The sequence below is a fragment of the Pseudomonas sp. AC136 genome, assembly GCF_979258585.1.
The window spans coordinates 2,885,347-2,911,409 of the sequence record NZ_OZ409865.1; the positions used below are offsets into that span (position 1 = coordinate 2,885,347).

The following is a 26,063-nucleotide window of genomic DNA, read 5'->3' on the forward strand; positions in this document are numbered from 1 at the left end:
GCGGTTTTTGCTGCAAAAAAATCAAGACCATCGCGGCTAAAGCCGCTCCTACAGGATTGTGCAGTGGTGTAGGAGCGGCTTCAGCCGCGATGCTCTTAAAAAGAAAAGCCCGCCATAAAGGCGGGCTCCCTTCCAGCCTAGGCGCTTAGCCCGCGAACTGCTCGGCGCTCAGTTGCATCAGGCTTTCGCTGCCCGCTTCTACGCCAGCGCGGTGCACCAGGGTGCGGGGCAGCAGGCGCTTGAAATAGAAGTCAGCCGTCGCCAGCTTGGCTTTGTAGAACTCGGCATCACCGCTGCCGGCGTCGATTTTCTCTTGCGCCACAACGGCCATGCGCAGCCAGAAGTAGGCCAGCACCACGTAGCCGGAATACATCAGATAGTCGGTCGCGGCGGCGCCGACTTCGTCCGGGTTTTTCATGGCGGCCATGCCGACTTTAGTGGTCAGCTCGCCCCACTCTTTATTCAACGTGGCGAGTTGGTTGAACGCACCCTGCAGCTGCGGGTGGCTGGCGTTGGCTTCGCAGAATTTGTGCACCAGCTTGGTAAAACCACGCAGCAATTTGCCTTGGCTGCCGAGCACTTTGCGGCCGAGCAGGTCGAGGGCCTGAATGCCGTTGGTGCCTTCGTACAACAACGCAATGCGGCAGTCGCGCACCAGTTGCTCCATGCCCCATTCGCGAATAAAGCCGTGGCCGCCGAAAACTTGCATGCCGTGGTTGGTGACTTCCAACCCGGTCTCGGTCATGAAGGCTTTGCAAATCGGCGTGAGGAAGGCCAGCAAGTCTTCGGCTTGCTGACGTTGCTCCTCGCTCTCAGCATGCAATTCATCAAGCAACTGCGCACAGAAATAAGCGAGCGCGCGGTTGCCTTCGTTGAAGGCTTTCATGGTCAGCAACATGCGGCGCACGTCGGGGTGAACGATGATCGGGTCGGCGGATTTTTCCGGGGCCTTGGCGCCGGTCAGCGAGCGCATCTGCAAACGCTCGGTGGCGTACTTCAGTGCGCCCTGGTAGCTGGTCTCACCCAGGCAAAGGCCCTGCATGCCGGTGCCCAAACGCGCATGGTTCATCATGGTGAACATGCAGTTCAGGCCCTTGTTCATCTCACCGATGAGGTAGCCCTTGGCGTTATCGAAGTTGATAACGCAGGTGGCCGAACCTTTGATGCCCATTTTGTGTTCGATAGAGCCGCAGGAAACCGCGTTGCGTTCTCCGGATTTGCCATCGGCGGCTGGCAGGAATTTCGGCACGATAAACAGCGAAATGCCTTTGGTGCCCGCCGGTGCATCCGGCAGCTTGGCCAGCACCAGATGCACAATGTTGTCGCTGAGGTCGTGCTCGCCCGAGGAGATGAAAATTTTGCTGCCGGTCAGCGAGTAGCTGCCGTCGGCTTGGGGCACGGCGCGGGTTTTGATCAGGCCCAGGTCGGTGCCGCAGTGCGCTTCGGTCAGGCACATGGTGCCGGTCCAGTTGGCCTCGGTCATCTGCGTGAGGTAGGTCTGTTTCTGCTCTTCGGTGCCGTGGGCGTGAATGGCCGCCATGGCGCCTTGGGTCAGGCCGGGGTACATGCCCCAGGCGTAGTTGCTGGAGCCGATCATTTCGCTGAATAGCAAGCCCAGCGAGTGCGGCAGGCCTTGGCCGCCGTAAGTTGGGTCGGCCGACAGACTCATCCAGCCGCCTTCGGCGAATTGCTGGAAGGCTTCTTTAAAACCGGTGGGCGTGGTGACGACGCCGTTATCGAATGTGCATTCTTCTTCGTCGCCGGAGCGGTTCAGCGGCGCGATGACCTGCTCGCAGAACTTCGCCCCTTCTTCAAGAATGGCGTTGACCATGTCCGGCGAGGCGTCGGTGGCGCCCATGGCCGCGTAGCCAGCGTGGAAGTCGAACACTTCGTCGACCAGAAAGCGCATATCGCGCAGGGGAGCCTTGTATTCGGGCATGGACGTTCTCCTAGGCAGGGACGCGAGCGCGTCATCGAGACCGACACGCTACTGCCGGCCCGTTGCCTGGGACAATGACGTTGCGCGCGCTGAATGCGCGCCTATAAGCAGGCGCGCCTATAAAGTAGGACTTGCCACGCGCACCGCGCCGCGACGGTTTTGGCCGTGCTGGATCACGCAGTTGCGCCCCGCCGCCTTGGCCGCGTAAAGCGCACGGTCGGCGGCTTTGATTACTTCTTCAGGCGTGCGCTGCTCACTTTCTTTTTCGGCCACGCCAATGCTCACGGTCACCGACACACTGGTGGCCGCCGCCGCGCCGCGCCGCTGTTTGCCCTTGTTGTCGTTCTGCGGACGGCTGCCTTTGTCGCGCAGTTGAATCACGTAGCGCTCAACGGCCTGGCGCACTTCTTCCAGGTGCGGTTTGCATTCGTCCAGCGTCTTGCCGGAAAACACCAGGGTGAATTCCTCCCCGCCGTAGCGATACGCCTTGCCGCCGCCACCGATTTTTCGCAACTGGCTGGCGACCACGCGCAGCACTTGGTCGCCGACATCGTGGCCGTGGGTGTCGTTGAATTTCTTGAAGTGATCGACGTCGGCCATGGCAATCACGTAGTTGCGGCCCAAGCGAGGCAAGCGTTCGTTGAGCGCGCGACGGCCCGGCAAACCGGTGAGTTCGTCGCGAAAGGCCATTTGGTAAGCCTCGTGTGCCACCGCCACGGCCAGAATCAGCATGACTTCGCTGCTCATCACGTTCAGGCCGTGGGGCAGCAGGAAGGTTTTCGGCAGCATCCAGCACAGGCCGACCAGGCCAACGAGCTGCGCGGCGTGTAGCGGGCGCGGCTTATAGATGTACTGAACGATCAGCCCGATAAACGCCAAGACAAACAGCGGATACGCCAGCTGCACCAGGCTCATCCATTCGGCGTGCAGCGACGGCCAGCGAATCTGCGCCAACCATTCGAGCATGCCCTCCGGATAGCGCTGCGCCAGGCCGAGCACCACGGCGCCGACAGCCAGCAGCACGGCGGAACGTGCCACCAGATCGCGGACCAAGTGGGTGCGTTCCAGCCAGGCCGCGTAAATGCCGTAGAGCAGCGGCAACAACAGGCTGCACAGGTGAAACACCAATGCCGTCTCAGGCCGCGCCTTGCCGGTGGTGCGGAAAAAGTCGGCTTGGGTGTCGAGCAGAAAGTAAGCGCCGTAGACCACCACCAGTAGAAACAGCTCGCGCTGGCGGGAATAGATCAGGCAGAACGCGCCGCCGAGAATCAGCAGCAGCGTGGGCAAGACGTTGAACAGCGAAGTGAAGAACTCGTTCAGCACCGGCAAGCTGGCAGCCGCCATCCCTGCCACTAACAGCAGCAACGAAGGAAGGAAATGGCTGAGGCGAACGGCTTTAAGGCGATGCACGACACTGTTCCACGGGCCGTCAGAAAGTGGCGGCGAACCGGTGGCATTTTGCCTATTTCCCGCGCGTTCGGCACCGATTCCTGTCGCAAAATCCTCTTATTGGGAGCCGAGCGGACTTCTTTCTGTGGGAGCGGCTTCAGCCGCGATGCTTTTGTTCTACACATGAACGCACCGCAGCTAATCGGAATACCGCCCTATCGCTCCCACAGTCAGCCAAAACCCGCCCATAAAAAAACCGCCCGCCTTTGCAGGCGAGCGGTTTTTTCAACCGGTGGAGCGAGCTACGACTTAGTAGCCCAGCGCGAAGTCTTCTTCGGCCATGTCCATCAGGTTGTTGGCGCCGGACAGCATGGCTTCAACGTGCGCGCGAGTGCGCGGCAGGATGCGCTGGAAGTAGAAGCGCGCGGTTTGCAGCTTGGCTTTGTAGAACGCTTCTTCGGCGGTACCGGCAGCCAGCTTCTCAGCGGCTACACGGGCCATGTCGGCCCAGAAGTACGCCAGGCAGACATAGCCGGAGTACATCAGGTAGTCGACCGAAGCAGCACCCACTTCTTCGCGATCTTTCATGGCGGCCATACCGACCTTCATGGTCAGCTCGCCCCACTCTTTGTTCAGCTTGGCCAGCGGAGCGGTGAACTCGGCAACTGCCTCGTTACCTTCGTTGGTCTGCACGAACTTGTGCACGATCTTGGTGAAGCCTTTGAGTGCTTCGCCTTGGGTTTGCAGCACTTTACGGCCCAGCAGGTCGAGCGCCTGGATACCGGTGGTGCCTTCGTACAGCATGGAAATGCGGCTGTCGCGAACGTTCTGCTCCATGCCCCACTCAGCGATAAAGCCGTGGCCGCCGTAGATTTGCACGCCGTGGTTAGCGGCTTCGAAACCCACTTCGGTCATGAAGGCTTTAGCGATTGGCGTCAGGAAAGCCAGCAGCGAATCGGCCTTCTTCTTGGCTACTTCGTCCTGGCTGTATTTGACGATGTCCACTTGCTGAGCGGTGAAGTAGACCATTGCGCGGTTGCCTTCGGCGAACGCTTTCATGGTCAGCAGCATGCGGCGAACGTCGGGGTGCACGATGATCGGGTCAGCGGCTTTGTCCGGCGCTTTCGGGCCAGTCAGCGAGCGCATCTGCAGACGTTCACGGGCGTATTTCAAACCACCCTGGAAGCCAACTTCAGCGTGCGCCAGACCTTGCAGCGCGGTACCCAAACGAGCGGTGTTCATAAAGGTGAACATGCAGTTCAGGCCTTTGTTCGCTGGGCCGATCAGGTAACCGGTGGCGCCGTCGAAGTTCATCACGCAGGTGGCGTTACCGTGGATGCCCATTTTGTGCTCGAGCGAGCCACAGGAAACGGCGTTACGGGTGCCGACGCTGCCGTCTTCGTTCACGTTGAACTTGGGAACGATGAACAGCGAAATGCCTTTGGTGCCTTGCGGCGCGTCGGGCAGGCGGGCCAGAACGATATGGACGATGTTGTCGGCCATGTCGTGTTCGCCAGCGGAAATGAAGATTTTGGTGCCAGAAACTTTGTACGAGCCGTCCGCTTGCGGTTCAGCTTTGGTACGCAGCATGCCCAGGTCGGTGCCGCAGTGCGGCTCGGTCAGGCACATGGTGCCGGTCCACTCGCCGGAAACCAGCTTGGTCAGGTAGGTGTGCTGCTGCTCAGGCGTGCCGTGCTCGGAGATGGTGTTCATCGCACCGTGCGACAGGCCTGGGTACATGCCCCACGACCAGTTCGAGCTGCCGACCATTTCGCTCAGTACCAGACCCAGAGACTCTGGCAGGCCTTGGCCGCCGTGCTCTACGTCGTGGGACAGGCTTGGCCAGCCGCCTTCTACGTATTGTTTGTAGGCTTCTTTAAAGCCAGTCGGGGTTTTAACGCCGGACTCGCTCCAGGTGCAGCCTTCCAGATCGCCAACGCGGTTCAGTGGCGACAGCACTTGCTCACAAAACTTGGCGCCTTCCTCGAGAATGGCATCAACCATGTCCGGGGTAGCATCTGCGCAAGCCGGCAGGCTTTGATAGTGCGCTTCGTAGCCGAGCAACTCGTCGCGTACGAAACGAATATCACGCAAGGGGGCCTTGTAATCAGGCATAGCGGTAACCTCTACGATGGGTCCTAGATGGGTGACCGGCTTGGCGGTCTCGTGCGAGATCTCTCTCGATTGCCCGGCGGCTAGGATTCAGCCCAGCAATCAAACAGGCGTTTGAAACATACGTTTACGCTGATACCTTGTCAAGCATCGCCCTACAGCCTTCTAGGCAAACGCCTCTATCTGCGGCGCGGCTTCTGTGGGCGAAGCAATACTCTGATACACCTGAAGCGATGCCGCCGCGTCGGCCGGCTTGGCCGCATCGTCAGCCGTACTGTCTTTGTCGTCTTCGGCGTTCTTTTCTTCAGCCCGTTCCACGTTCTCATTGCGACGTTGCTGCGCCAGCTCCGCGCGTGCCGCCGATGCCAGCCCCTGGGCTTGCGCCGCTACGCGGAGGTCTTGGGCGGAAGGATCTGCCGGCGCCAAGGCCGCGCGCATCACCACTTCCATTTTGCTGATAGTGGCTGCCGGGTCGTTGGCCACTGCGCTCACGTCAATGCCCACTTCGCCGCCTACTGCATACGCCTTGCCGTCCGGCCCGCGCTGCAGGGTGTAACTGGGCGAGCCAGCATACGCGCCACCTACTGAGGCATGGGCAGCCTCATGGGCGCGAACGTCGGAGTCTCGGCTCGACAATTCGGAAATCTTCTGGCGATCCAGTTGTACTTGCTGGGCATTTGCTGCGTCGCCCTTAGCGGCGCCGCCGTCCTGTGCGGCGTCACCAGGCTTTTCATCAGCCGCCGCCAAGCGCTTGCCATCGGCGGACAACGTCACCGTGGTGGAGGGAGAAGACGCAGAGGTTGTGTCAGAGGGGAGCGCCGAAGGCGTGTCGTCGGCAAGCGAAGACGGGCTCGGCGTGGGCGAAGCCTGCGGTAACAGCGGATAACGCGCAGCACTGCCGATTTGCATGGGCTTTTCTCAGCGCCCGAATAAAACGAGCCCGCGAAGGGCCAACCGCCGACAGAGTCAGGCGGTCAAGGAATCAGGCACGAATGTCGATCAAGGTGCCGAGCACCTCGTCGCTGGTTTCAATCACTTTCGCGCCGGCCTGGGCTTCGGTTTTACCGACGCTCAGTTGCACCAAGTTGTCAGCCGTGTCGGCTGCATCGGAGTTGCGCGTGACGGAATTGCTCGCGATTTCGGACGCCGCCTGATCAATCCGGCGCTGGCCAGATTGCACGGTGCTTAACCCGGAGCTGAAAGCACTACCCGAGATTTCCATCGCAGACCTCGACAAAGAGAAAATTCTGACGCCAATTTAAGCAGATCGCGCTTAATAAACGTACAACCAAAAGGCTATGGGAGCGCCGCTGTTTATAGCGCCAAATGCGCCAGGTGCAGATGAACTGCCACGCTTTCGGCGGCGGCGTCAGCCAAACGCGGCACGCGACCCAGGCACGGCGAGGCCAGCAGCTCGGTCAAAGTGGCCAGGTTTTCATCGAGCCGTGAGGTTTCCGGGTCAACAATATTCGCCACCCAGCCGGCCAATTTCAGGCCGTCTCGCTCAATCGCCTCGGCGCTCAACACGGCGTGATTGATGCAGCCCAAGCGCACGCCCACCACCAGAATCACCGGCAAGCCCAGCGCTATCGGTAGGTCGGATAAAAAGCCACCATCGCCCAGCGGCACGCGCCAGCCGCCAGCACCTTCCACCACGGTGAAATCCGCGCCTTGGTCGAGCACATGACGCACCGGCGCCAGCAACGCTGCCGCCGTCAGCTCGACACCCGCTTCACGCGCCGCCAAGTGCGGGGCGATGGCCGGCGCGAAGGCCAGCGGGTTGACCTCGTTGTAGTTGAGCGGCAACGAGCACTGGCCGAGCAGCGCAAGCGCATCGCTATTGCGCAGTCCGTCGGCGGTGTTCTCGCTACCGGACGCCACCGGCTTGCACGCCGCCGTGCTCAAGCCCTGGCGGCGAGCGGCGCACAGCAGCCCGGCGGCGATCGTGGTTTTGCCGACCTCGGTGTCGGTGCCAGCGATAAAAAATGCAGCGCTCATCTCAACCTTCCTTTTCCAACACGGCGTACACAACCTGATAAGTCGCCGGCAAGCCCTGCGCTTGGCGGAACTGCTCGTAGGCTTCGATCAGCGCCAGAATTCGCGCCCGCCCGGTCAACCCGCCGGGCCGGCCAGGGTTGAGGTTGTGGGCGCCGAGGGCTTTGAGTTCATGGGTCAGGCTGCGCACGTCGGCGTAATGCAATACGTGGGGCAGCACATTCAGGCTGCGCACGCGCAAGCCGCTGTCGGCACACAACTGTTGGTAGTCGCTGAACTGGCGAAACCGGTTGACGTGCACATGACCGTCCACCGCCTGCCAGCTGTCGCGCAATTCCTGCAGCGTGCCAACGCACAGGCTGCTGAAGGCCAGCACGCCGCCTGGGCGCAGTACGCGTTTGGCTTCACTCAGCACCGCCGCGAAGTCGCCGCACCATTGCACCGCCAGACTGGAAAACAGCAGGTCGCGGCTGGCGGCGCGCAGCGGCAAGTGCTCGGCATCGCCGGCAATAAAATGCTGCGCGCCGCCCAGTGGCCGCGCGTGTTGCAGCATGCCCTCGGCGATATCCAGCGCCATGCCGGTCCCGGCACCAAACCGCTCGCCCAGTGCACGGGTGAAATAGCCGGTGCCGCAGCCAATATCCAGCCAATCAGCCGGGGCCATTGCTGCCGGCAACTGTTCCAGCAGGTGATTGCCAACGGCGCGTTGCAGCTCGGCGACGCTGTCGTAGCTGGCGGCTGCGCGGGAGAACGAGGCGGCAACCTGGCGTTTGTCGGGCAAGGCGCTCGCTGACCGATCAACCATCATGGCGCCGCCAAAAACGGCATATTTCCTCGGCCACCGGACCGGCCTGCTCCATTTGGAACGCGTGGCAGCCGCCCATGAAACGGATCTCCGGATGACTAGCGCTGGCGGCCCCTTCTGGCACCAACGCGTCGCTGTCGCCAAACATGTGCAACTGCGGGCCCTTGAACGTCGTCATTGCCTCGCGAATATCCAGTGCCGCGAGTACGTGCAAGCCGTTGATCAAGCTGTTAACGGCGGGGGAAGGAGCAGATCTGACGATCAATTTCGCATAGTGGTCCGCTTCGTCTCCGCCTTTGGTGCAGAGCAGCGCAAAGCGCCGCAGCGTGCCGGCAGGATTCTTCTCGCAGCGCTGCATGAAATCGGCAAAGTCTTCGGCCGGCATACCGTGGGGCCAGTCTTCGCTGGCGACGAAACGGCTGTTACTCGCCATGGTAATCAGTCCCGCACAGCGATGTTGGCGACGGGCTGCCAGCTCGGTGGCGAGCATGCCACCCAGTGACCAGCCACCCAACCAGCAACCGTCCGGCAACCGTGCATCGAGTTCGTCCAGCCAGTGCCCCGGCACGCTCGAATCAATTTCCGGCAACGGCTCGAGCTGAACCTGCAGGTCATTTTCCTCGCACTCCAGGGCGATTTGCAGGATGCCCAATGGCTCGATTCCCAAGCCCCACCCCGGCAACAGCACCAGTGAATTACTCATTAGGGTTCCCCAACAACGGCCAGCACTCCGCCAACCCATTCAACAATTGCTGCACCTGCGCCTCGCTGTGGGCGGCCGACAAGGTCACCCGCAGTCGCGCGCTTCCAGCGGGCACGGTGGGCGGGCGAATGGCGGTGACCATCAAACCGCGTTCACGCAGCATCTCAGACAGACGCACCGCACGCCCGGCATCGCCAATCACGATCGGCTGAATCGGCGTAAAGCTGTCCATCAACTCCAGCCCCAACGCTTGCGCGCCACGGCGGAATTGGCTGATCAAACTGTTCAGGTGTTCACGTCGCCAGTGCTCGCTGCGCAGCAATTTAAGGCTTTGCAGGGTGGCGCAGGCCAGCGCGGGCGGCTGGCTGGTGGTGTAGATGTAGGGCCTTGCGAACTGCACCAGGGTTTCGATCAGCTCTTCGCTGCCAGCGACGAAAGCGCCCGCCGTGCCGAAAGCCTTGCCCAGGGTGCCAACCAGCACGGGCACGTCTTCCAGGCTCAAACCGTAATGCTCGACGATGCCGCCGCCATTGGCGCCCAGCGGACCGAAGCCGTGGGCGTCGTCGACCATCAGCCAGGCGCCAGCGGTTTTGCAGGTGGCGGCCAGGGCCGGCAGGTCGGCGATGTCGCCGTCCATGCTGAACACGCCGTCAGTGACTACCAAGGTGTTGCCGGCCGGCTCTTTCTTGTCCGAGCGGGCGATGCGCACGCACAGGCTTTCGGCGTCGTTGTGCAGGTAGCGGGAAAAGCGCGCGCCGCTGAGCAGGCCCGCGTCGAGCAAGGAAGCGTGGTTGAGGCGGTCTTCCAGCACCGTGTCGCCCTGCCCGACCAACGCGGTAACAGCGCCGAGGTTGGCCATGTACCCGGTGGAAAACAGCAGCGCGCGCGGCCGGCCGGTGAGGTCGGCAAGCGCCTCTTCAAGCTCGTGGTGCGGCGTGCTGTGGCCGATCACCAAATGCGACGCACCGCCACCCACACCCCAGCGCTCGGCGCCGGCTTTCCAGGCGGCGATCACGTCGGGGTGGTTGGCCAAGCCCAAGTAGTCGTTATTGCAGAAGGCCAATAAACGCTTGCCGTTGACGACCACGTCCGGCCCCTGCGGGGTTTCCAGCAGTGGGCGGTGGCGATAGAGGTTGTCGGCGCGGCGGGCAGCCAGGCGGGCGGAGAGGTCGAAGCTCATGGCGAATCAAAGCTCGGCAATAAAAACGCGCCGCCCGGAAAAGGCCGGGCGGCGCGGGAAAGGACAATCAGGCCGAGGCAGCGTCGTAGAACAGCTCGCTGCTCTTCTGCTCGATCAGTGCCTGCTCGATGGCAGCCTGATGCACTTCGTCCGCGTGCTCTTCGCGCGCTTCGGGCTTGATGCCCAGGCGGCTGAACAGCAGCATGTCTTTGTCGGCTTGCGGGTTGGCGGTGGTCAGCAGTTTCTCGCCGTAGAAAATCGAATTGGCGCCAGCGAAGAAGGCCAGCGCTTGCATCTGCTCGTTCATCGCCTCACGGCCAGCGGACAGGCGCACATGGGATTTGGGCATAAGAATGCGCGCCACCGCCAGCATGCGAATGAAGTCGAACGGGTCCACGTCTTCGGCGTTGGCCAGCGGCGTGCCCTGCACTTTTACCAGCATGTTGATCGGCACCGATTCCGGGTGCTCCGGCAGGTTGGCCAGTTGAATCAGCAGGCCGGCGCGGTCGTCCAGCGACTCGCCCATGCCCAGAATGCCGCCCGAGCAGATCTTCATGCCGGCATCACGCACGTAGGCCAGGGTTTCCAGGCGTTCGCCGTAGGTGCGGGTGGTGATGATGCTGCCGTAGAACTCGGGCGAGGTGTCGAGGTTGTGGTTGTAGTAATCCAGGCCCGCCTCGGCCAGGGCGCTGGTTTGCTCTTTGTCGAGCTTGCCCAGGGTCATGCAGGTTTCCAGGCCCAGGGCTTTCACGCCTTTCACCATTTCCAGCACGTAGGGCATGTCTTTAGCTGAGGGGTGTTTCCACGCAGCGCCCATGCAGAAACGGGTCGAACCGATGGCCTTGGCTTCTGCCGCCGCCTCCAGAACCTTCTGAACTTCCATCAGCTTTTGCTTATCCAGGCCGGTGTTGTAGTGGCCGGATTGCGGGCAGTACTTGCAGTCTTCAGGGCAGGCGCCGGTTTTGATCGACAGCAAGGTCGACACCTGCACGCGGTTGGCGTCGAAATGCGCGCGGTGAACGGTTTGGGCTTGGAACAGCAGGTCGTTGAAGGGCTGTTGAAAAAGTGCCTTAACCTCAGCGAGGGACCAGTCGTGACGCAGGGTAGGAGAAGTGGTGGCGCTCATGAGCAGTCCTTCTTGTAGTCATGCGCAAGCGGTGAATCAGACAATGTCCACAAGCGCGGTATGGATGTTCGGCATAGTTAAGGAAGCAAAATGCGCTGTCAACCCGCCAACTGGAAAGTGGTTTACAAGTGGTTAAATAATGATCAGCCGTGCTTCCTGTGCGACGGGCCGGTTAGCGGCCAGCGCTCACTGTGTAATGCGTGCGAAGCGGACCTTGCGTGGCTCGACAACTGCTGCATCCGGTGCGCGCTGCCCCTGCCCATGCCCCTGCCCATGCTCTCGCCAAATCAGGGTTTGATCTGCGGCGATTGCCAGAAAAAGCCGCCCCAGTTCGATCAGGTGGTCTCACCCTGGCGCTACAGCTTTCCCATCGACACGCTGGTTACGCAGTTCAAGCACCACGGCAAGTGGCCTGTGGGACGCCTGCTGGGTCAGCTTTTGTCACACCACCTGCAAAATGCCTTCGCCGCCGGCTTACCACGCCCGGATTTATTGCTGCCGGTGCCACTGGGCAAACAGCGGTTGCGACAGCGCGGTTTCAACCAGGCCGGCATGCTCGCCAACTGGCTTGAGCCGCGCCTAAACGTGCCGGTGAACGCTCGTTTGCTTTGCCGCGTACGCGAGACGGACGCCCAGCAGGCGCTCGACGCCACCGCTCGGCAACGCAACTTACGCAACGCGTTCGTGCTCGACGATGCCGGGCAAGTCGCCGGCAAACACCTGGCCCTGATAGATGACGTGCTCACTACCGGCGCCACCGCGAACAGCCTGGCGGGTTTGCTGAAGAAAGCCGGGGCGCGGCGCGTGGATGTGTACTGCCTGGCACGCACCCCGAAACCCGGCGAAACAGCCTGAGCCCAACGCTTGGCGCGCCGCTGAGCGTACACTGGCGCCCCACGCCGCCAGGAACGTCCCATGAGCCACCCGTTTGCTGAACTCACCCCCGACCTGGTTCTGGATGCCGTAGAAAGCATCGGGTTTCTCAGCGATGCGCGCGTCATGGCGCTCAACAGTTACGAAAACCGCGTGTACCAAGTGGGCATCGACGAAGGCCAGCCACTGATTGCCAAGTTCTACCGCCCGGCGCGCTGGACGGACGCGGCGATTCTCGAAGAACACGCCTTCACCGCTGAGTTGGCTGATTGCGAGGTGCCCGTGGTCGCGCCACTGGTGCACAACGAGCAAACACTGTTCGAGCACAAAGGTTTTCGCTTCACCTTGTTCCCCCGCCGTGGGGGCCGGGCGCCTGAACCGGGCAATCTCGATCAGCTGTATCGCCTAGGCCAACTGCTCGGCCGCCTGCATGCCGTCGGCGCCAGCAAGCCTTTCGCACACCGCGACGAGCTGAGCGTGCAGAACTTTGGCCACCAGTCGCTGGCCACCTTGCTGGACGGCGGTTTTATTCCCAAGAGCTTGCTGCCGGCTTACGAGTCGGTCGCGCGCGACGCGCTCAAGCGGGTGGAAGACCTTTACGCCGCCACGCCCTATACCGCTATCCGCATGCACGGCGACTGCCACCCCGGCAACATGATGTGCCGCGATGAGGTGTTTCATATCGTCGACCTCGACGACTGCCGCATGGGTCCGGCGGTGCAAGACTTGTGGATGATGCTGGCCGGCGACCGCCACGAGCGCCTCGGCCAGTTGGCCGAATTGGTGGACGGCTATCAGGAATTCCATGACTTCAACCCGCGCCAATTGCCACTGATTGAAGCCCTGCGCACCCTGCGTTTGATGCACTACAGCGCGTGGCTCGCACGGCGCTGGGATGACCCGGCGTTTCCCATGAGCTTTCCCTGGTTTGGCACCGAGCGTTATTGGGGCGAGCAGATTCTGGTGTTGCGCGAGCAGCTCTCGGCGCTACAGGAAGAGCCGCTGCGGCTGTTCTGATTAGCGCGACTCGCGCACCAGCCGAAGCCCGACATAGGTCGGCGGCGTGCCCACCGAGCACGCCCCGCTCACTGGGTCGCGAATAAAGTCTGACAGCGCACTCGGATGGCGCCCCGCCGCGATATGAATGCCGCAAAAATCCTGCCCACCCGCGCCAGCGGAAAAACACGTGTTGGTCCATTCCCACACGTTCGTGGCAATGCTCACCAAACCGCTGGGGCTTGAGGCCTGCTCACTGAAACGCTGCACCTTCAATGATGGCGCGCTGCGCTGGGCGTCCCGCTCGTACTCCTCGAGCCAGCGGCGTGCCGGGTTGCGCGGGTCGTCTTTGATAGGGGGGCCATCGACATACGAGTGCCCCGCCGCCTGCAGCCACTCGCCGTATCGCGGAAGCCGGTAAGTCTCGCCCGTCACCGCCGATAGCCAGCTTGCGTAAGCGGTCGCATCCACCCAACTGATACCAACCACCGGCTGATCGGCACGTTTGCGCCCAGGTTTATCCAGCGCCGCGCAGCGTTTAGCGCGCACGCACGCGGTGTATTCAGCACGGCTCACTTGGCGACGCATGATGCTGAACGCCGCCACGCTCTCAACCACCGGAGCCGAGGCGGCCGGCAACTGATAGCGCGCTACGCCAGCCGGCACCTGTACCCAACTATCTTCGCGCTCCGGCGCCGGCCCGCCGACGCCCAAGGCCATTAGCAGGCCCAACACCACTGTTTCCGAGTGTTCCATAGCGCCTCCTATTACTGAGCCTTGGCGATCGGGCCGGGCGCTTTCACCTGCTCCATCAGGTCGCTATTCCACTCGCCCTCCACCTTCACATGGCCGGCAGCACCCAGTTCCATGGCTTCGATCAGGTTGTGGTTCACGTAGGCGTAGATGCCGGGTTGCTTGAAGGTGTAGAGCGCAGCGCCAGCTGAGCCGCCGCGAATAAACCAGGTTTCCTGGTCTTTCTGCGGCGGGTTGGCGAACTTGCCGTTTTCCCACACCCAATCGCCGTGGCCGCCAATCAGGTGCGGGCGCGTGTCGCGGTTGGCTTGGGAATGGATAAACAGCACGGTTTCGCCGACCTTGGCGGTCATGGCGTTTTCGCCAGTCAGGGCGCCGACGCGGCCGTTGAACACCACATGGCTGGGCGTCAGGGTGCGCATCACCGCGCGGGTGTCGGCGTAACTGGCGATGGCGTTGGGGTATTCCTTGTACTTGCCGTCCGGTCCTTTCGGGATATACAGGTCGAACTCGCCAATGGTGTACGCGCGGTCGTAGTGTAAGGCCTGGCCCGCCGGGTCTTTGAGCCCCTCACGCGGAAGCACCATCAGCGTGCCGCTCATGCCCGACACCACATGCCACGGCACCATGCCCTCGGGCGCGCAGTGATAAACAAAGGTGCCGCTGCGGTCGGCTTTGAAGCGCAGCACGGTTTCCTGGCCTGGCGAAACGAAGGTCAACTTGGCGCCACCCAGGGCACCGGTGGCGGCGTGAAAATCGATGTTATGCGCCAGGCTGTTGGTCGCCGGATTTACCAGCGTCAGCTCAACGTAATCGCCCTCATGCACCACCATGGTTGGGCCGGGCATCGAGCCGTTGAAGGTCATCGCCTGCAAGGTGGTGCCCTGGTTGTCGACGACCATTTTTTTCTCTTCGATAGTCATTCGAAACTGCACCACCTTCGGCGCGCCGGTGTCGACTTGTTGGTGCGTATGAATCTGCGGTGGCGCCACCAGGTCAACCTTCAGGCGGTGCAAGTTGTCGGCCCCGTCTGCCATTACCGTGCCTGCCAAGCCAAGCGCGACGGCCATTACCAGCGATTTGATGTGGTTCATTGCAAGCTCCATCAGCGATTGAGTTTGCCGGCCATTGCAGGCCATCAACCCGTCGCTGTAGTTGTCCTGGAGCAATGCCCAACCACTGCCTCGCGGAATCGAGCTATTTCGCACAGCCGCAATCGCTAGGTCGGACAGATGCCAGCGGGCTGACTAGAATGAGCCCCTGCGTTTTTCACCAAGGACTTCCATGACCAGCGCCAACCCGCGCCGCGGGTATCTACTCGGCATTTGCGCCTACACCATCTGGGGCCTGTTCCCGCTGTACTTCAAAGCCATCGCGCAGGTGCCTGCGCTGGAAATCATCGTGCACCGCGTGCTTTGGTCGGCGTTGTTTGGCGTGCTGTTGTTGCTGGTGTGGAAGCATCCGGGCTGGTTCAGCGAGCTGCGCAGCAACCCGCGTCGATTTGGCGTACTGGTCGCCAGCGGTACGCTGATTGCCGCCAATTGGCTGACCTATGTGTGGGCCGTAAACAACGGCCACATGCTCGACGCCAGCCTCGGCTACTACATCAATCCGTTGATCAACGTGCTGCTGGGCATGGTGTTATTGGGCGAGCGTTTACGGCGCCTGCAATGGTTGGCGGTGGCGCTGGCGAGTATTGGCGTGGCGCAGCAGCTATGGCTGGCCGGCCATGTGCCGTGGATTTCGCTGATGCTGGCGCTGTCGTTCGCGTTTTACGGGCTGATCCGCAAACAGGCGCCTGTTGCCGCACTGCCGGGGCTGGTGGTGGAAACCTGGTTGTTGGTGCCCTTCGCCATTGGCTGGCTGTTGCTGAGCCCGGACGCGCTGAGCCGGCAACCGGACTTCTGGGCCAGTACTGAGTGGCTATGGCTGGCGGCGGCCGGCCCGGTAACGCTGGTGCCGCTGCTGTGCTTCAACGCAGCGGCGCGGCACTTGCCCTATGCGGCGCTGGGCTTCCTGCAATACGTGGCGCCGACGCTGGTATTGCTGCAAGCCACCTTGCTGTTCGGTGAACACCTGAGCCCAAGCACGCTGACCGCCTTCGCCTTTATCTGGGCGGCGCTTGCTGTGTATAGCGTCGACGCCTGGCGCAGTTTGCAGCGCAGCAAACTGCCCGTCGCCTGACCGGCATCGCGCAGCCGAGGTTATTCCTCGCTGCGCAACACCAGCTCAACCATCAAGTCATCGGCCAGTGTTTCCAGCCGCGCCTGTAGCACATCGAGTGACAAACTCAGCGGAACCGCCAGCGTCGCCTCGGCATGAAACAGCGGCTCGTTGCTCATGGGCGCCGGCACTACATCGGTAACCAGACTCTCCACGTTCACCTCTAGCTCGCTGAGCACGCGGGTGATATCGCGCACGATGCCGGGCCGATCGTTGCCTACCAGGTCGAGCAAAATCGGCTTCCACGCGTGCGCCGGGTCGAGACCGCTTTCAGCCAGCAGTACGCGAATGCCCTGGCCATCCAAGGCTTGCAACGCGGCGACCAGATCGTGGTGCGCTTCGGCGGGAACGCTCACTTTCAGAATGCCGGCGAACTGCCCGGCCATGCGCGACATGCGGCTCTCCAACCAGTTGCCGCCGTGGGTTGAAATGCAGCTGGCGATCTTTTCCACCAAACCGGGCTGGTCTTCGGCAATTACGGTCAACACCAAATGCTTCACGGTTAACTCCTTGCTGTGATTAACGCGGCGTCCGCCACATCGTAGGAGCCAGCTTGCTGGCGAAAGGGGCGAACGCAATTCGAAATCGGTGATTGCAGGGTTCGCCAGCAAGCTGGCTCCTACAAAAAGCGCTGTCAGGTCAGGCTGAGCCAGTAGGTCAGGTACACCTCGTCTTTCACATAACCCAGGCTTTCGTACAACGCCTGGCCAGCCAGATTGGTTTTCGCGGTTTCCAACTGCAAGCCGCAGGCGCCGCTTGCTTCGGCATGGGCGCGGGCAGCGTTCATCAGCAGTTCGCCTACACCTTGGCGGCGGGCCGACGGGCTTACGAACAAATCGCTGAGCAACAACGCAGGCGCCAGGGCCAAAGAGGAATGAAAGGGATAAAGCTGCACGAAGCCCTGGGCCGCACCGGCCTCGTCACGCGCCAGTAATACGGTGGAATCACCCTTATGCAGACGAGCGGCGAGAAAGCCTCGAATCTCATCCAGCGGACGCGGCACCTGATAGAACTCAAGATAACCGGCGAACAACGAGGCGAGGTCGTCAAGGTCGCGGGTTTGGACGGCGTGAACGGGCATACATGGCGCTCCTAAAGGGCTTGCGCGAGTATAGGCAAAAGCCTACGAGCGCTGTCGAGCAAGGCGAAAAAGGTAGTAACACTACAAAATCGTGTACGAAACGAAGATTTTTGTGGAACAAAAGCGCACTTTTTTGAGAACATCCGCGCCCCCGTTGTGACTGCCGAGGCCATAGCTGGTCGCAGTTCGACGCATGCCCGCTGATTTTCCACCGATCATGATGTAGTATGCCGCGCCTCGGACTACAAGACGGCCAACGCCGGGTCCGTACAGGGCTATCCGCAGTGAGCTATTGAGTACAGCTAAGAGCTGAGCAGAGAGGCAAGTAATGACTGAGCGCGTTCAAGTCGGTGGCCTGCAGGTCGCCAAAGTCCTGTTCGACTTCGTAAACAACGAAGCTATTCCCGGCACCGGGATTTCTGCCGAGCAGTTCTGGAAAGGTGCAGAGAGCGTCATCAATGACCTCGCACCGAAGAACCACGCACTACTCGCCAAACGTGATGAGTTGCAGGCCAAGATCGACGCCTGGCACCAGGCACGTGCTGGTCAGGCGCATGACGCCGTGGCTTACAAAGCCTTCCTGCAAGACATTGGTTACCTGCTGCCAGAAGTTGCAGATTTCCAAGCCACCACCCAAAACGTCGATGAAGAAATCGCCCACATGGCCGGCCCGCAGCTGGTAGTGCCGGTGATGAACGCGCGTTTCGCCCTCAACGCTTCCAACGCCCGCTGGGGTTCGCTCTACGATGCGCTGTATGGCACCGACGCGATCAGCGAAGAAGGCGGCGCCGAGAAAGGCAAGGGCTACAACAAGGTTCGCGGTGACAAGGTAATCGCCTTCGCCCGCGCGTTCCTGGACGACGCCGCGCCGCTGGCTGCCGGCTCGCACGTTGATTCCACCGCCTACAAAATCATCGACGGCAAGCTGGTGGTCGGCCTCAAAGGCGGCAGCAACACTGGCCTGCGCGACGATGCGCAACTGATCGGTTTCCAAGGTCCGGCCAATGCACCCGTAGCCGTGCTGCTCAAGCACAACGGCCTGCACTTCGAAATTCAGATCGACGCCTCCAGCCCCATCGGCCAGACCGACGCGGCCGGCGTGAAAGACGTGCTGATGGAAGCGGCGCTGACCACCATCATGGACTGCGAAGACTCCGTAGCCGCCGTGGATGCAGACGACAAAACCGTCATCTACCGCAACTGGCTCGGCCTGATGAAGGGCGACCTGGCCGAAGAAGTGGCCAAGGGCGGCACCACCTTCACCCGCACCATGAACCCCGACCGCGTCTACACCAAGACCGACGGCAGCGAGCTGACCCTGCACGGTCGCAGCCTGTTGTTCGTGCGTAACGTCGGCCACCTGATGACCAACCCGGCCATTCTCGATGCCCAAGGCAACGAAATTCCGGAAGGCATCCAGGATGCACTGTTCACCAGCCTGATCGCGGTGCACAACCTCAACGGCAACACCAGCCGCAAGAACACCCGTACCGGCTCGGTGTACATCGTTAAGCCAAAAATGCACGGCCCGGAAGAAGTCGCCTTCACCAGCGAAATCTTCACCCGCGTCGAAGACGTTCTGGGCTTGCCACGCAACACCCTGAAAGTCGGCATCATGGACGAAGAGCGCCGCACCACCGTCAACCTGAAGGCGTGCATCAAAGCCGCCAGCGAGCGCGTGGTGTTCATCAACACCGGCTTCCTCGACCGCACCGGTGACGAAATCCACACCTCCATGGAAGCCGGCCCGGTTGTGCGCAAGGCCGCCATGAAAGCCGAGAAGTGGATCGCCGCCTACGAGAACTGGAACGTCGACATCGGCCTGGCCACCGGCCTGCAAGGTCGCGCCCAGATCGGTAAAGGCATGTGGGCCATGCCCGACCTGATGGCCGGCATGCTCGAACAGAAAATCGCTCACCCGCTGGCCGGCGCCAACACCGCCTGGGTGCCGTCGCCGACCGCCGCTGCGTTGCACGCGCTGCACTACCACAAGGTTGACGTGTTCGCCCGTCAGGCCGAACTGGCCAAGCGTGAGCGTGCCTCGATTGACGACATCCTGACCATCCCGCTGGCGGCTAACACCAACTGGTCTGCAGATGAAATCCAGAACGAACTGGACAACAACTCGCAGGGCATTCTGGGTTACGTAGTGCGCTGGATCGACCAAGGCGTCGGCTGCTCGAAAGTGCCGGACATCAACGACGTTGGCCTGATGGAAGACCGCGCCACCCTGCGTATTTCCAGCCAATTGCTCGCCAACTGGCTGCGCCATGGCATCGCCAGCGAAGAGCAGATTGTGGCCAGCCTCAAGCGCATGGCGCCCGTGGTTGACCGTCAGAACGCCAACGACCCGCTGTACCGTCCGCTGGCTCCGAACTTCGATGACAACATCGCCTTCCAGGCTGCCCTGGAGTTGGTGATCGAAGGCGCCAAGCAACCGAACGGCTACACCGAGCCGGTTCTGCACCGTCGTCGTCGTGAATTCAAAGCCAAAAACGGCCTGTAATTCACTCGACAGCGGCACAAAAAAAACGCCCTTCGGGGCGTTTTTTTATGGGTATTCCTCGGCGATAGCTGCCTGATGGCACCTGGCCCTGCACCCATCCCGGAAAAGCCCTACATACAACCGGACCAGCGGGCATACGGAAAACTTAAGCCGCCCAGCTAAATGCCGATAAAAATGTACCACGACCTATACAATGGTCAGCTCGTGACCAATAAAAGATAATTAGTTTCATTTGGAAACTTTTCCTCTGCCGCAGTCTGGAAACAAGTCCATGTTCAAAAATATGTCGCTGACGTTGAAGCTTTCCCTGCCGCCCGCCGTGGCGCTTATCGGCCTGCTGCTCTTCGTGGTCTACACCGGCATTCAACTGAGCAATAACGACACCCGCCTCGTCGCGCTGGAAAAACAGAGCTACCCGACACTGGAAAACGCCGACGCGGTGATCTTCCAGTTTTCCCGTATCCCCGGCCTGCTCAATAGCGCCGTTGCGGCCGGCGAAATGGAAACGCTCAACGACGCTCGCAAAGTGATCGACGAAATCAACGTCAAGCAGCAAGCCCTGCAGACGTTGGTGAACGATCAGCCGCAACGACGCGATGAGTTACGTGCCTGGACCGCCGCCGTAAAGAGCTATGCCGACAACGCCTTCTCGGCCACCGAACAACTGCTCAAGGGCACAGCCTTTGAAGACCTGCGCGCCAACCTCGACCGCATGGCCAACGACCTGCAACTGGCGCAGAAAGCCGGCGAGCAGTTTCGCGCCCACGCCTATGACGATTTCCAGACCAGCCTGGCGCAAACCCGCACTGACAATGCCACCACCACTCGCGTCGGTTACGGCCTGAGCATCGCGCTCATTTTGCTGGTCAGCATCGGTTCGGTGATGGTCATTCGCAGCGTCATGAGCAACATCCATGGCGTGATCGACTCGTTGAAAGCCATTGCCAGCGGCGACGGCGATCTCACACGCCGCGTAACGGTGGAAACGAACGACGAAATCGGCGTGATGATCAAACTGTTCAACGGTTTCCTCGACAAGCTGCAAGGCACCATCCGCCAGATCGTCAATGCCGCCAGCCCACTGGGCGATATGTCCAAGGAACTGTACCGGCTAACCCAGGGCGCCGAAGAAAACGCCCGCTCGCAGCAGGGTCACACCGACTCCATCAGCCGCGACATTGCCACCATGACCGGCAGCATTCAGGAAGTGGCGCAGCGTTCGCAACAGGCCTCCCACGAGGCGGGCGCGGCGTCGAAACAAGCCGAAAGCGCGCGCCAGAACATCGGCAGCCTGTCCTCCAGCATCAGCGACCTGGGCAGTAGCGTCATGGGCTCGGTTCAGGCCATGGAGCAATTGGAAGAAGAAACCCAGCAGGTGGGCTCGGTGCTCACGGTCATTCGCAGCATTGCCGAGCAAACCAACCTATTGGCCCTGAACGCCGCTATTGAAGCCGCGCGGGCGGGCGAGCAAGGTCGCGGCTTTGCCGTAGTGGCAGACGAAGTGCGCAACCTGGCGCAGAAAACAGCAGCCAGCACGGCTGAAATCCAGAACATTATTCAGCGCCTGCAAAACAGCGCCAATGGCGTGCTGAACGTAATGACGCAGAACGGCCAGAAAGCCCAGGCCAGTATCGAACGCTCGGTGGCTGCCACCGAAACCCTGGACGCTATCGCCCAGGCTGTTCGCCAGATTGACGAGTTGAATGCCGGCATCGCCCAGTTCACCCAGGAGCAGATCGGCCTTTCCAACTCCATTCAAAAAGACACAGAAGTGTTGCAGAGGGATACGCAAGCAACCACACACGGGGCCGATGCGACCGCACGCCTTGGCGAGCAGTTGGTCAGCACCGGGGACCATTTGCGCGCCGCTACGGCCCAATTCCGCGTTTAACACGAGAGCACCAGAATGACCCAACTTCGAGTATTCACCCTCGCAGCCTGCCTTGCGAGCACACCGGCGTTTGCCTTGGACCAAGGCGAATATCGCTTTAACGGTTTCGGCACCGCCGGCATTACCCACCTGGGTGGTGAAGACGATGGCCGCAGCTACGGCGTGAACGGCCAGACCAACGACTCCTGGCGCGGCGACCAACTGTCCAAGCTCGGCGGCCAGTTCCAGTACGGCCTCACCGACACCGTCGGCGTCACCGTGCAGGCAACGCTCAAGCCCGAGCAAGACAACTGGAAAGCCAACCTGGAATGGGCCTATTTGTCGTGGCAAGCCACCGACGGCCTGATGCTGCGTGCCGGTCGTCTGCGCAGCCCGGTGTACATGTACTCGGAAACCCTCGACGTCGGCTTCACCTACCCCTGGCTGCGTCTGCCAGACGAGGTGTACAGCCAGGTTCAGGTCAGCAACTATGAAGGTGCGGATGCCGTTTACACCCTGCCGCTTTCCTTCGGTTCGGTAAGCTTCCAGGTTGCGGGTGGCCAGGCGGTCAACCGCAACATTTTCGCCGCCGATGACCTCTACGACATCGACTACAAGAAAATTTTCGCCGCCAACGTCAGCCTCGCCACTAACGACTTCGGCACCGTGCGCATCGGCTACACCGAAGCCGATATCGACGCCGACATCACCGGCCGGGTTACCACGCCGTTCCGCACACGTATCACCATCCCGCTTAATCAGCTGGACCAGCAGAAGGGCAAATTCACTTCTGTGGGCTACCAATACGACGACGGCACCTGGATTACCGCCAACGAGTGGACCAGCCGCATCATCGAAGCCGATGACGCCGGCAGCACCGACGCGTTCTACCTGATGGGCGGCCGCCGTTTCGGCGACTTCCTGGCCCACGTCACTTACGCCCAGTTGGACGAAGACGCGGGTCGTCAGACTTCCTGGACCTATGGCCTGAACTACAACGTCACCCCGACCGTGATCGTCAAAAGCGAATACAAGCGCGTGGACACCACCGGCGGTTACGGCGGCGTGTTCGTCGAAAACGCCCAAGAGAGCTACAACCACGCGGTCTATTCAGCGACCAACGGCCTGGCGGGCACGCCTTCGCGCAACTTCGACGGCGACATCATCAGCGTCGGCGTTGACTTCGTATTCTAAGGAGAGCCCCCATGAAGTTTGCAATTCGCGCTCTCTATGCCAGCACCCTGATGGCCGCTGCCACCCTGGCTCACGCCGAAGTGGCGGTGATCGTCAATGCTGGCGCCAGTGCCAACCCGAGCCAATCAGACGTGGCCAACATTTTTCTGGGTAAAGACAAGTCGCTCAAAGGCGTCGACCAGAAAGAATGGAACCCCACCAAAGACAAGTTCTACAGCAGCGTCGCCAGCAAAAACGAGTCGCAGCTGAAGTCGTACTGGTCGGGCTTGGTGTTCACTGGCAAAGGCCAACCGCTGCCAAGCGTTGCCGATGACGCTGCCGTCGTCGCCAAAGTGGGCGCCGAAGCGGACGCCATCGGCTATGTCGACAAGGCTGCCGTGACCGACAAGGTGAAAGTGCTTTTCACCCTGCCGTAAGCACCGCGTCACCGCATAAAAAAACCGCCTGATTGGGCGGTTTTTTTATGGGGCAAATCTGCGGAAAGCCGCTGGGCTTCATAGCCTCACTGCACAAGTGACGCCATTTCGCTGGGTGCCGACTCTGAATATTTAAGGCGCTCGATCACCTCGCGCGGCAGCACATCGTTACTGATACCCGGCTGCAACATGCCGGAAAAATAGTAATGCGGCAGTCCCATCAGTTTCCTGAACGTGCGAAACATCGAATTGCTATTCACCGTTTTACCGAACACGGCGACACCGAACGGCGGGTAATCCAGATCCAGTTCATTGATCACCGCCAACACTCGCCCTGCTGCCTGCCAGCGTGCATACGCCTCCTGCGCAGCGCCTTGAAACAACACCTTCTGACGTTGTCCGGGCAAATACAGATTGCTCCTCTTGAATGCCGGCGAGCTGTTGTCGACGCCGATGGCCGCCACCCAATCGGGCTCAACGAAACTCCAGGCCCGCAGCGAATGCTGTTTGGTGGTGCCTATGGCCAGCGGCCTTCCGGTAACTCTGTCGGTCGCCAAGCCATGCAACTCGGCAATTTTTTCCCCGGCGGCATTTTTCAACACCCAAAAATTATGGCTCGCCACACCCGCGTTCAGAATGTTGAAAGAGCGCGCTTCGATGCTGAATGCGTTAGTGATCATCAGTGGTCCAACGGGCTGTTTGAGGAAAATGTCTGAGCAGAAAGGTGCGCCTATACCGATCGCTACGCCAAGCGGTTGCGGTTCCATTTCGCGCAGCTCTGTTCCGCTAAGCCGCGTCGAAAACGCAAAATGCGAGTGGGAAAACCTCGGAGAATCGGGGTTCTTTCACCGAGCCGTTCAGCCGTCCGCCAACTAGACTTATGTCCCATGGCCCCCCCGTCCGATTTTCCCGACGATGGCCTTCCGATGAATTCAAGGCCACGGTCCGGACGCAGCGTTATGAGCAAGGCCAGTGAATTCGCCCAGGCGGGCAAGGTGGCGGTGCAGCAGAACATCCTCGGGTTGATGGAGTTTTTGCAGAAGTTTCCGCCGTTTAATCAGATGGAAAACGCCCACTTGGGCTATGTGCTTGAGAACTGCCAGCTGCGGTTTTATGGGGCGGGCGAAAGCATCCTCAAGCCCAGCGGCGGGCCGGTTCAGCATTTCTATATCGTCAAGCAAGGCCTGGTGGTCGGTGAGCGTCCGCACACGGCGCGGCGCGGTACGGAGACCACGTTTGAGATCACCACCGGCGAGTGCTTTCCGCTGGCGGCGCTGCTGGGTGAACGGGCAACCCGCACGGAGCACTTAGCGGGCGAAGACACCTTCTGTTTGCTGCTGGGCAAAGACGCCTTTATCAAGGTGTTTGCCTTGTCTGCGCCGTTTCGTGATTTTGCCTTGCGCGGCGTCAGCAGTCTGCTCGATCAGGTCAATCAGCAAGTGCAGCGCCAGGCTGTCGCCACGCTGGGTGCGCAGTATTCGCTGGATACGCCGCTGCGCGAATTGGCGATGCGCCAACCGGTGACGTGCAGCGCCGACACGCCCATCAGCGCGGCCGTGCGGCTGATGCATGAGCTGCAAGTGGGCAGCATTGTGATCGTCGATAACGCGCACCACCCGACCGGCATTTTCACCCTGCGCGATTTGCGTTCGGTAGTCGCCGCCGGGGCGGAAAACCTGGGCGGGCCGATTGCCGATGTGATGATTCCGTCTCCCTTCCATCTGCCGCCCATGGCTAGCGCCTTTGACGCCGCCATCGCCATGACCGAGCGCCATATCGCCCATGTCTGCCTGGTGGAAAACGGCGAGCTGCGCGGCGTGGTGTCCGAGCGCGATCTGTTTTCCCTGCAACGGGTCGACCTGGTCCACCTGGCGCGCACCATCAGCCACGCCAACCGGCTGGAGACGCTGGTGGCGCTGCGCAGTGATATTCATCAGTTGGTCGAGCGCATGCTTGCCCATGGCGCGTCGTCCACGCAGATCACGCAAATCATCACGCTGCTCAACGACCACACCGTGTGCCGCGTCATTGAGCTGAGCATCGAGCAACTGGGCGACCCGGGCGTGCCGTTTACCTGGTTGTGTTTCGGCAGTGAAGGCCGCCGCGAGCAAACGCTGCACACCGATCAGGACAACGGCATGCTGTTCGAGGCCAGCGATGCGGCCGACGCGGCGATCAAGCGCGGCAAGCTGCTGCCGCTGGCCGAGCGGATTAATCACAGCCTGGATAAATGCGGCTTCAGCCTGTGCAAAGGCGGGGTGATGGCCAGCAACCCGCAGCTGTGTTTGTCGCACTTGGAATGGTCGCGCCGCTTTAGCAGTTTTATCCGCGATGCCAGCCCGGAACATTTGTTGGCTTCGAGCATTTACTTCGACTTGCGCGCGGTGTGGGGGCCGGTGGAAGGCTGCGAAGTGCTGCGCCAGCAGATTCTGATCGAGGTGGCGGACAACCAAATTTTCCAGCGCATGATGGCCGCCAACGCCTTGCGCAATCGCCCGCCGGTGGGGCGCTTCCGCGATTTTGTGGTGACGCGCAGCGGCAGCGAAAAACACACGCTGGATTTAAAAGTGCAGGGACTCACGCCGTTCGTGGATGGCGCGCGGCTGTTGGCATTGGCCCATGGCATCAGCGCGGGCAATACGGTGCAGCGCTTGCGTGAGTTAATCGCCAAGGAAGTGATCGACCCACTCGACGGCGCCGCGTACCAAGAGGCCTATCACTTTATTCAGCAAACCCGCATGCAGCAGCACCAGCAGCAGGCGCGCCAGCAACAGCGTTATTCAAATCGACTCGACCCCGACAGCCTCAACCACCTCGACCGGCGCATTTTGCGCGAGTCGTTCCGCCAGGCGCAGCGCCTGCAAAGCAGCCTGGCGCTGCGGTATCAGCTGTGAGCCTGCAC

23 protein-coding genes are annotated in these 26,063 nt (G+C 61.1%); 8 read left to right on the forward strand and 15 right to left on the reverse strand.

Features of this window, described 5'->3' with window-relative positions; all coding sequences use genetic code 11:
- Positions 1 to 145: 145 nt before the first annotated feature.
- From ACZZZU_RS12935 to bioB, 10 genes are all read right to left on the reverse strand, one after another.
- Positions 146 to 1,939 (reverse strand): acyl-CoA dehydrogenase C-terminal domain-containing protein, encoded by a 1,794-nt coding sequence (locus ACZZZU_RS12935; protein ID WP_463550814.1) that lies wholly within the window; start codon positions 1,937 to 1,939, stop codon positions 146 to 148.
- Positions 1,940 to 2,056: 117 nt separating this feature from the next.
- The gene (locus ACZZZU_RS12940) at positions 2,057 to 3,349 is read right to left on the reverse strand and encodes a GGDEF domain-containing protein (RefSeq protein ID WP_463550815.1); all 1,293 of its coding nucleotides are present in this window, start codon (positions 3,347 to 3,349) and stop codon (positions 2,057 to 2,059) included.
- A gap of 288 nt (positions 3,350 to 3,637) precedes the next feature.
- On the reverse strand, positions 3,638 to 5,443 hold the full coding sequence (locus tag ACZZZU_RS12945) for a phenylacyl-CoA dehydrogenase (RefSeq protein WP_463550816.1): 1,806 nt from the start codon (positions 5,441 to 5,443) through the stop codon (positions 3,638 to 3,640).
- A 162-nt stretch (positions 5,444 to 5,605) separates the two neighbouring features.
- Positions 5,606 to 6,349 carry a putative metalloprotease CJM1_0395 family protein gene (locus ACZZZU_RS12950; RefSeq protein WP_463550817.1) on the reverse strand — a complete coding sequence of 248 codons (744 nt, stop codon included), beginning with the start codon at positions 6,347 to 6,349 and terminating at the stop codon, positions 5,606 to 5,608.
- Positions 6,350 to 6,422: 73 nt separating this feature from the next.
- Positions 6,423 to 6,662, reverse strand: a complete 240-nt coding sequence (locus tag ACZZZU_RS12955) for a hypothetical protein (RefSeq protein WP_122492018.1) — start codon at positions 6,660 to 6,662, stop codon at positions 6,423 to 6,425.
- Between the two features lie 92 nt (positions 6,663 to 6,754).
- The gene (gene bioD / locus ACZZZU_RS12960; protein WP_463550818.1) at positions 6,755 to 7,438 is read right to left on the reverse strand and encodes a dethiobiotin synthase; all 684 of its coding nucleotides are present in this window, start codon (positions 7,436 to 7,438) and stop codon (positions 6,755 to 6,757) included.
- 1 nt (position 7,439) lies between these two features.
- Positions 7,440 to 8,243 (reverse strand): malonyl-ACP O-methyltransferase BioC, encoded by an 804-nt coding sequence (gene bioC, locus ACZZZU_RS12965; protein WP_463550819.1) that lies wholly within the window; start codon positions 8,241 to 8,243, stop codon positions 7,440 to 7,442.
- Positions 8,233 to 8,943, reverse strand: a complete 711-nt coding sequence (locus ACZZZU_RS12970; RefSeq protein ID WP_463550820.1) for an alpha/beta fold hydrolase — start codon at positions 8,941 to 8,943, stop codon at positions 8,233 to 8,235. The genes bioC and ACZZZU_RS12970 overlap by 11 nt, the downstream gene beginning before the upstream one ends.
- The gene (gene bioF / locus ACZZZU_RS12975) at positions 8,936 to 10,123 is read right to left on the reverse strand and encodes an 8-amino-7-oxononanoate synthase (RefSeq protein WP_463550821.1); all 1,188 of its coding nucleotides are present in this window, start codon (positions 10,121 to 10,123) and stop codon (positions 8,936 to 8,938) included. Before bioF ends, ACZZZU_RS12970 begins: the two co-directional genes overlap by 8 nt.
- A 67-nt stretch (positions 10,124 to 10,190) precedes the next feature.
- Positions 10,191 to 11,249 carry a biotin synthase BioB gene (gene bioB / locus ACZZZU_RS12980; RefSeq protein ID WP_463550822.1) on the reverse strand — a complete coding sequence of 353 codons (1,059 nt, stop codon included), beginning with the start codon at positions 11,247 to 11,249 and terminating at the stop codon, positions 10,191 to 10,193.
- Positions 11,250 to 11,339: 90 nt separating this feature from the next.
- On the opposite strand from bioB, the gene ACZZZU_RS12985 reads away from it, so the two are divergent.
- Both ACZZZU_RS12985 and ACZZZU_RS12990 read left to right on the forward strand, forming a co-directional pair.
- A complete protein-coding gene (locus tag ACZZZU_RS12985) occupies positions 11,340 to 12,104 on the forward strand; it encodes a double zinc ribbon domain-containing protein (protein WP_463550823.1) in 765 nt (254 codons plus the stop codon).
- 60 nt (positions 12,105 to 12,164) lie between these two features.
- Complete coding sequence (locus ACZZZU_RS12990; RefSeq protein ID WP_463550824.1) at positions 12,165 to 13,139, forward strand: serine/threonine protein kinase; 975 nt, start codon at positions 12,165 to 12,167, stop codon at positions 13,137 to 13,139.
- On the opposite strand, the gene ACZZZU_RS12995 is transcribed toward ACZZZU_RS12990, so the two are convergent.
- Both ACZZZU_RS12995 and nirK read right to left on the reverse strand, forming a co-directional pair.
- Positions 13,140 to 13,874: an SUMF1/EgtB/PvdO family nonheme iron enzyme gene (locus ACZZZU_RS12995; protein ID WP_463550825.1), complete on the reverse strand. Its 735-nt coding sequence runs from the start codon at positions 13,872 to 13,874 to the stop codon at positions 13,140 to 13,142. It lies immediately after the preceding gene.
- An 11-nt stretch (positions 13,875 to 13,885) separates the two neighbouring features.
- Positions 13,886 to 14,965, reverse strand: coding sequence for a copper-containing nitrite reductase (gene nirK / locus ACZZZU_RS13000; protein ID WP_463550826.1), 1,080 nt, complete (start codon positions 14,963 to 14,965; stop codon positions 13,886 to 13,888).
- A 190-nt stretch (positions 14,966 to 15,155) separates the two neighbouring features.
- Between nirK and rarD the strand changes: the two genes are divergently transcribed.
- Complete coding sequence (rarD, locus tag ACZZZU_RS13005) at positions 15,156 to 16,055, forward strand: EamA family transporter RarD (protein WP_463550827.1); 900 nt, start codon at positions 15,156 to 15,158, stop codon at positions 16,053 to 16,055.
- A 20-nt stretch (positions 16,056 to 16,075) separates the two neighbouring features.
- Here the strand turns inward: rarD and ACZZZU_RS13010 are convergent, their stop codons facing one another.
- Both ACZZZU_RS13010 and ACZZZU_RS13015 read right to left on the reverse strand, forming a co-directional pair.
- Complete coding sequence (locus ACZZZU_RS13010; RefSeq protein WP_122492029.1) at positions 16,076 to 16,594, reverse strand: ACT domain-containing protein; 519 nt, start codon at positions 16,592 to 16,594, stop codon at positions 16,076 to 16,078.
- 134 nt (positions 16,595 to 16,728) lie between these two features.
- A complete protein-coding gene (locus ACZZZU_RS13015) occupies positions 16,729 to 17,175 on the reverse strand; it encodes a GNAT family N-acetyltransferase (RefSeq protein ID WP_122492030.1) in 447 nt (148 codons plus the stop codon).
- 328 nt (positions 17,176 to 17,503) lie between these two features.
- On the opposite strand from ACZZZU_RS13015, the gene ACZZZU_RS13020 reads away from it, so the two are divergent.
- The 4 genes from ACZZZU_RS13020 (at position 17,504) to ACZZZU_RS13035 (ending at position 23,161) form a co-directional block, all read left to right on the forward strand.
- Positions 17,504 to 19,681, forward strand: a complete 2,178-nt coding sequence (locus tag ACZZZU_RS13020; protein WP_463550828.1) for a malate synthase G — start codon at positions 17,504 to 17,506, stop codon at positions 19,679 to 19,681.
- A gap of 271 nt (positions 19,682 to 19,952) precedes the next feature.
- A complete protein-coding gene (locus ACZZZU_RS13025; protein ID WP_122451658.1) occupies positions 19,953 to 21,572 on the forward strand; it encodes a methyl-accepting chemotaxis protein in 1,620 nt (539 codons plus the stop codon).
- Between the two features lie 15 nt (positions 21,573 to 21,587).
- Entirely contained in the window at positions 21,588 to 22,745 is a 1,158-nt protein-coding gene (locus tag ACZZZU_RS13030; protein ID WP_463550829.1) for a hypothetical protein, read from the forward strand.
- Between the two features lie 11 nt (positions 22,746 to 22,756).
- Positions 22,757 to 23,161, forward strand: coding sequence for a phosphate ABC transporter substrate-binding protein (locus ACZZZU_RS13035; RefSeq protein WP_122451660.1), 405 nt, complete (start codon positions 22,757 to 22,759; stop codon positions 23,159 to 23,161).
- 86 nt (positions 23,162 to 23,247) lie between these two features.
- Here the strand turns inward: ACZZZU_RS13035 and ACZZZU_RS13040 are convergent, their stop codons facing one another.
- Positions 23,248 to 23,928 carry a hypothetical protein gene (locus tag ACZZZU_RS13040; RefSeq protein ID WP_463550830.1) on the reverse strand — a complete coding sequence of 227 codons (681 nt, stop codon included), beginning with the start codon at positions 23,926 to 23,928 and terminating at the stop codon, positions 23,248 to 23,250.
- A gap of 192 nt (positions 23,929 to 24,120) precedes the next feature.
- Between ACZZZU_RS13040 and ACZZZU_RS13045 the strand changes: the two genes are divergently transcribed.
- Positions 24,121 to 26,055 (forward strand): putative nucleotidyltransferase substrate binding domain-containing protein, encoded by a 1,935-nt coding sequence (locus ACZZZU_RS13045; RefSeq protein ID WP_463550831.1) that lies wholly within the window; start codon positions 24,121 to 24,123, stop codon positions 26,053 to 26,055.
- The last annotated feature ends 8 nt before the right edge of the window (positions 26,056 to 26,063 follow it).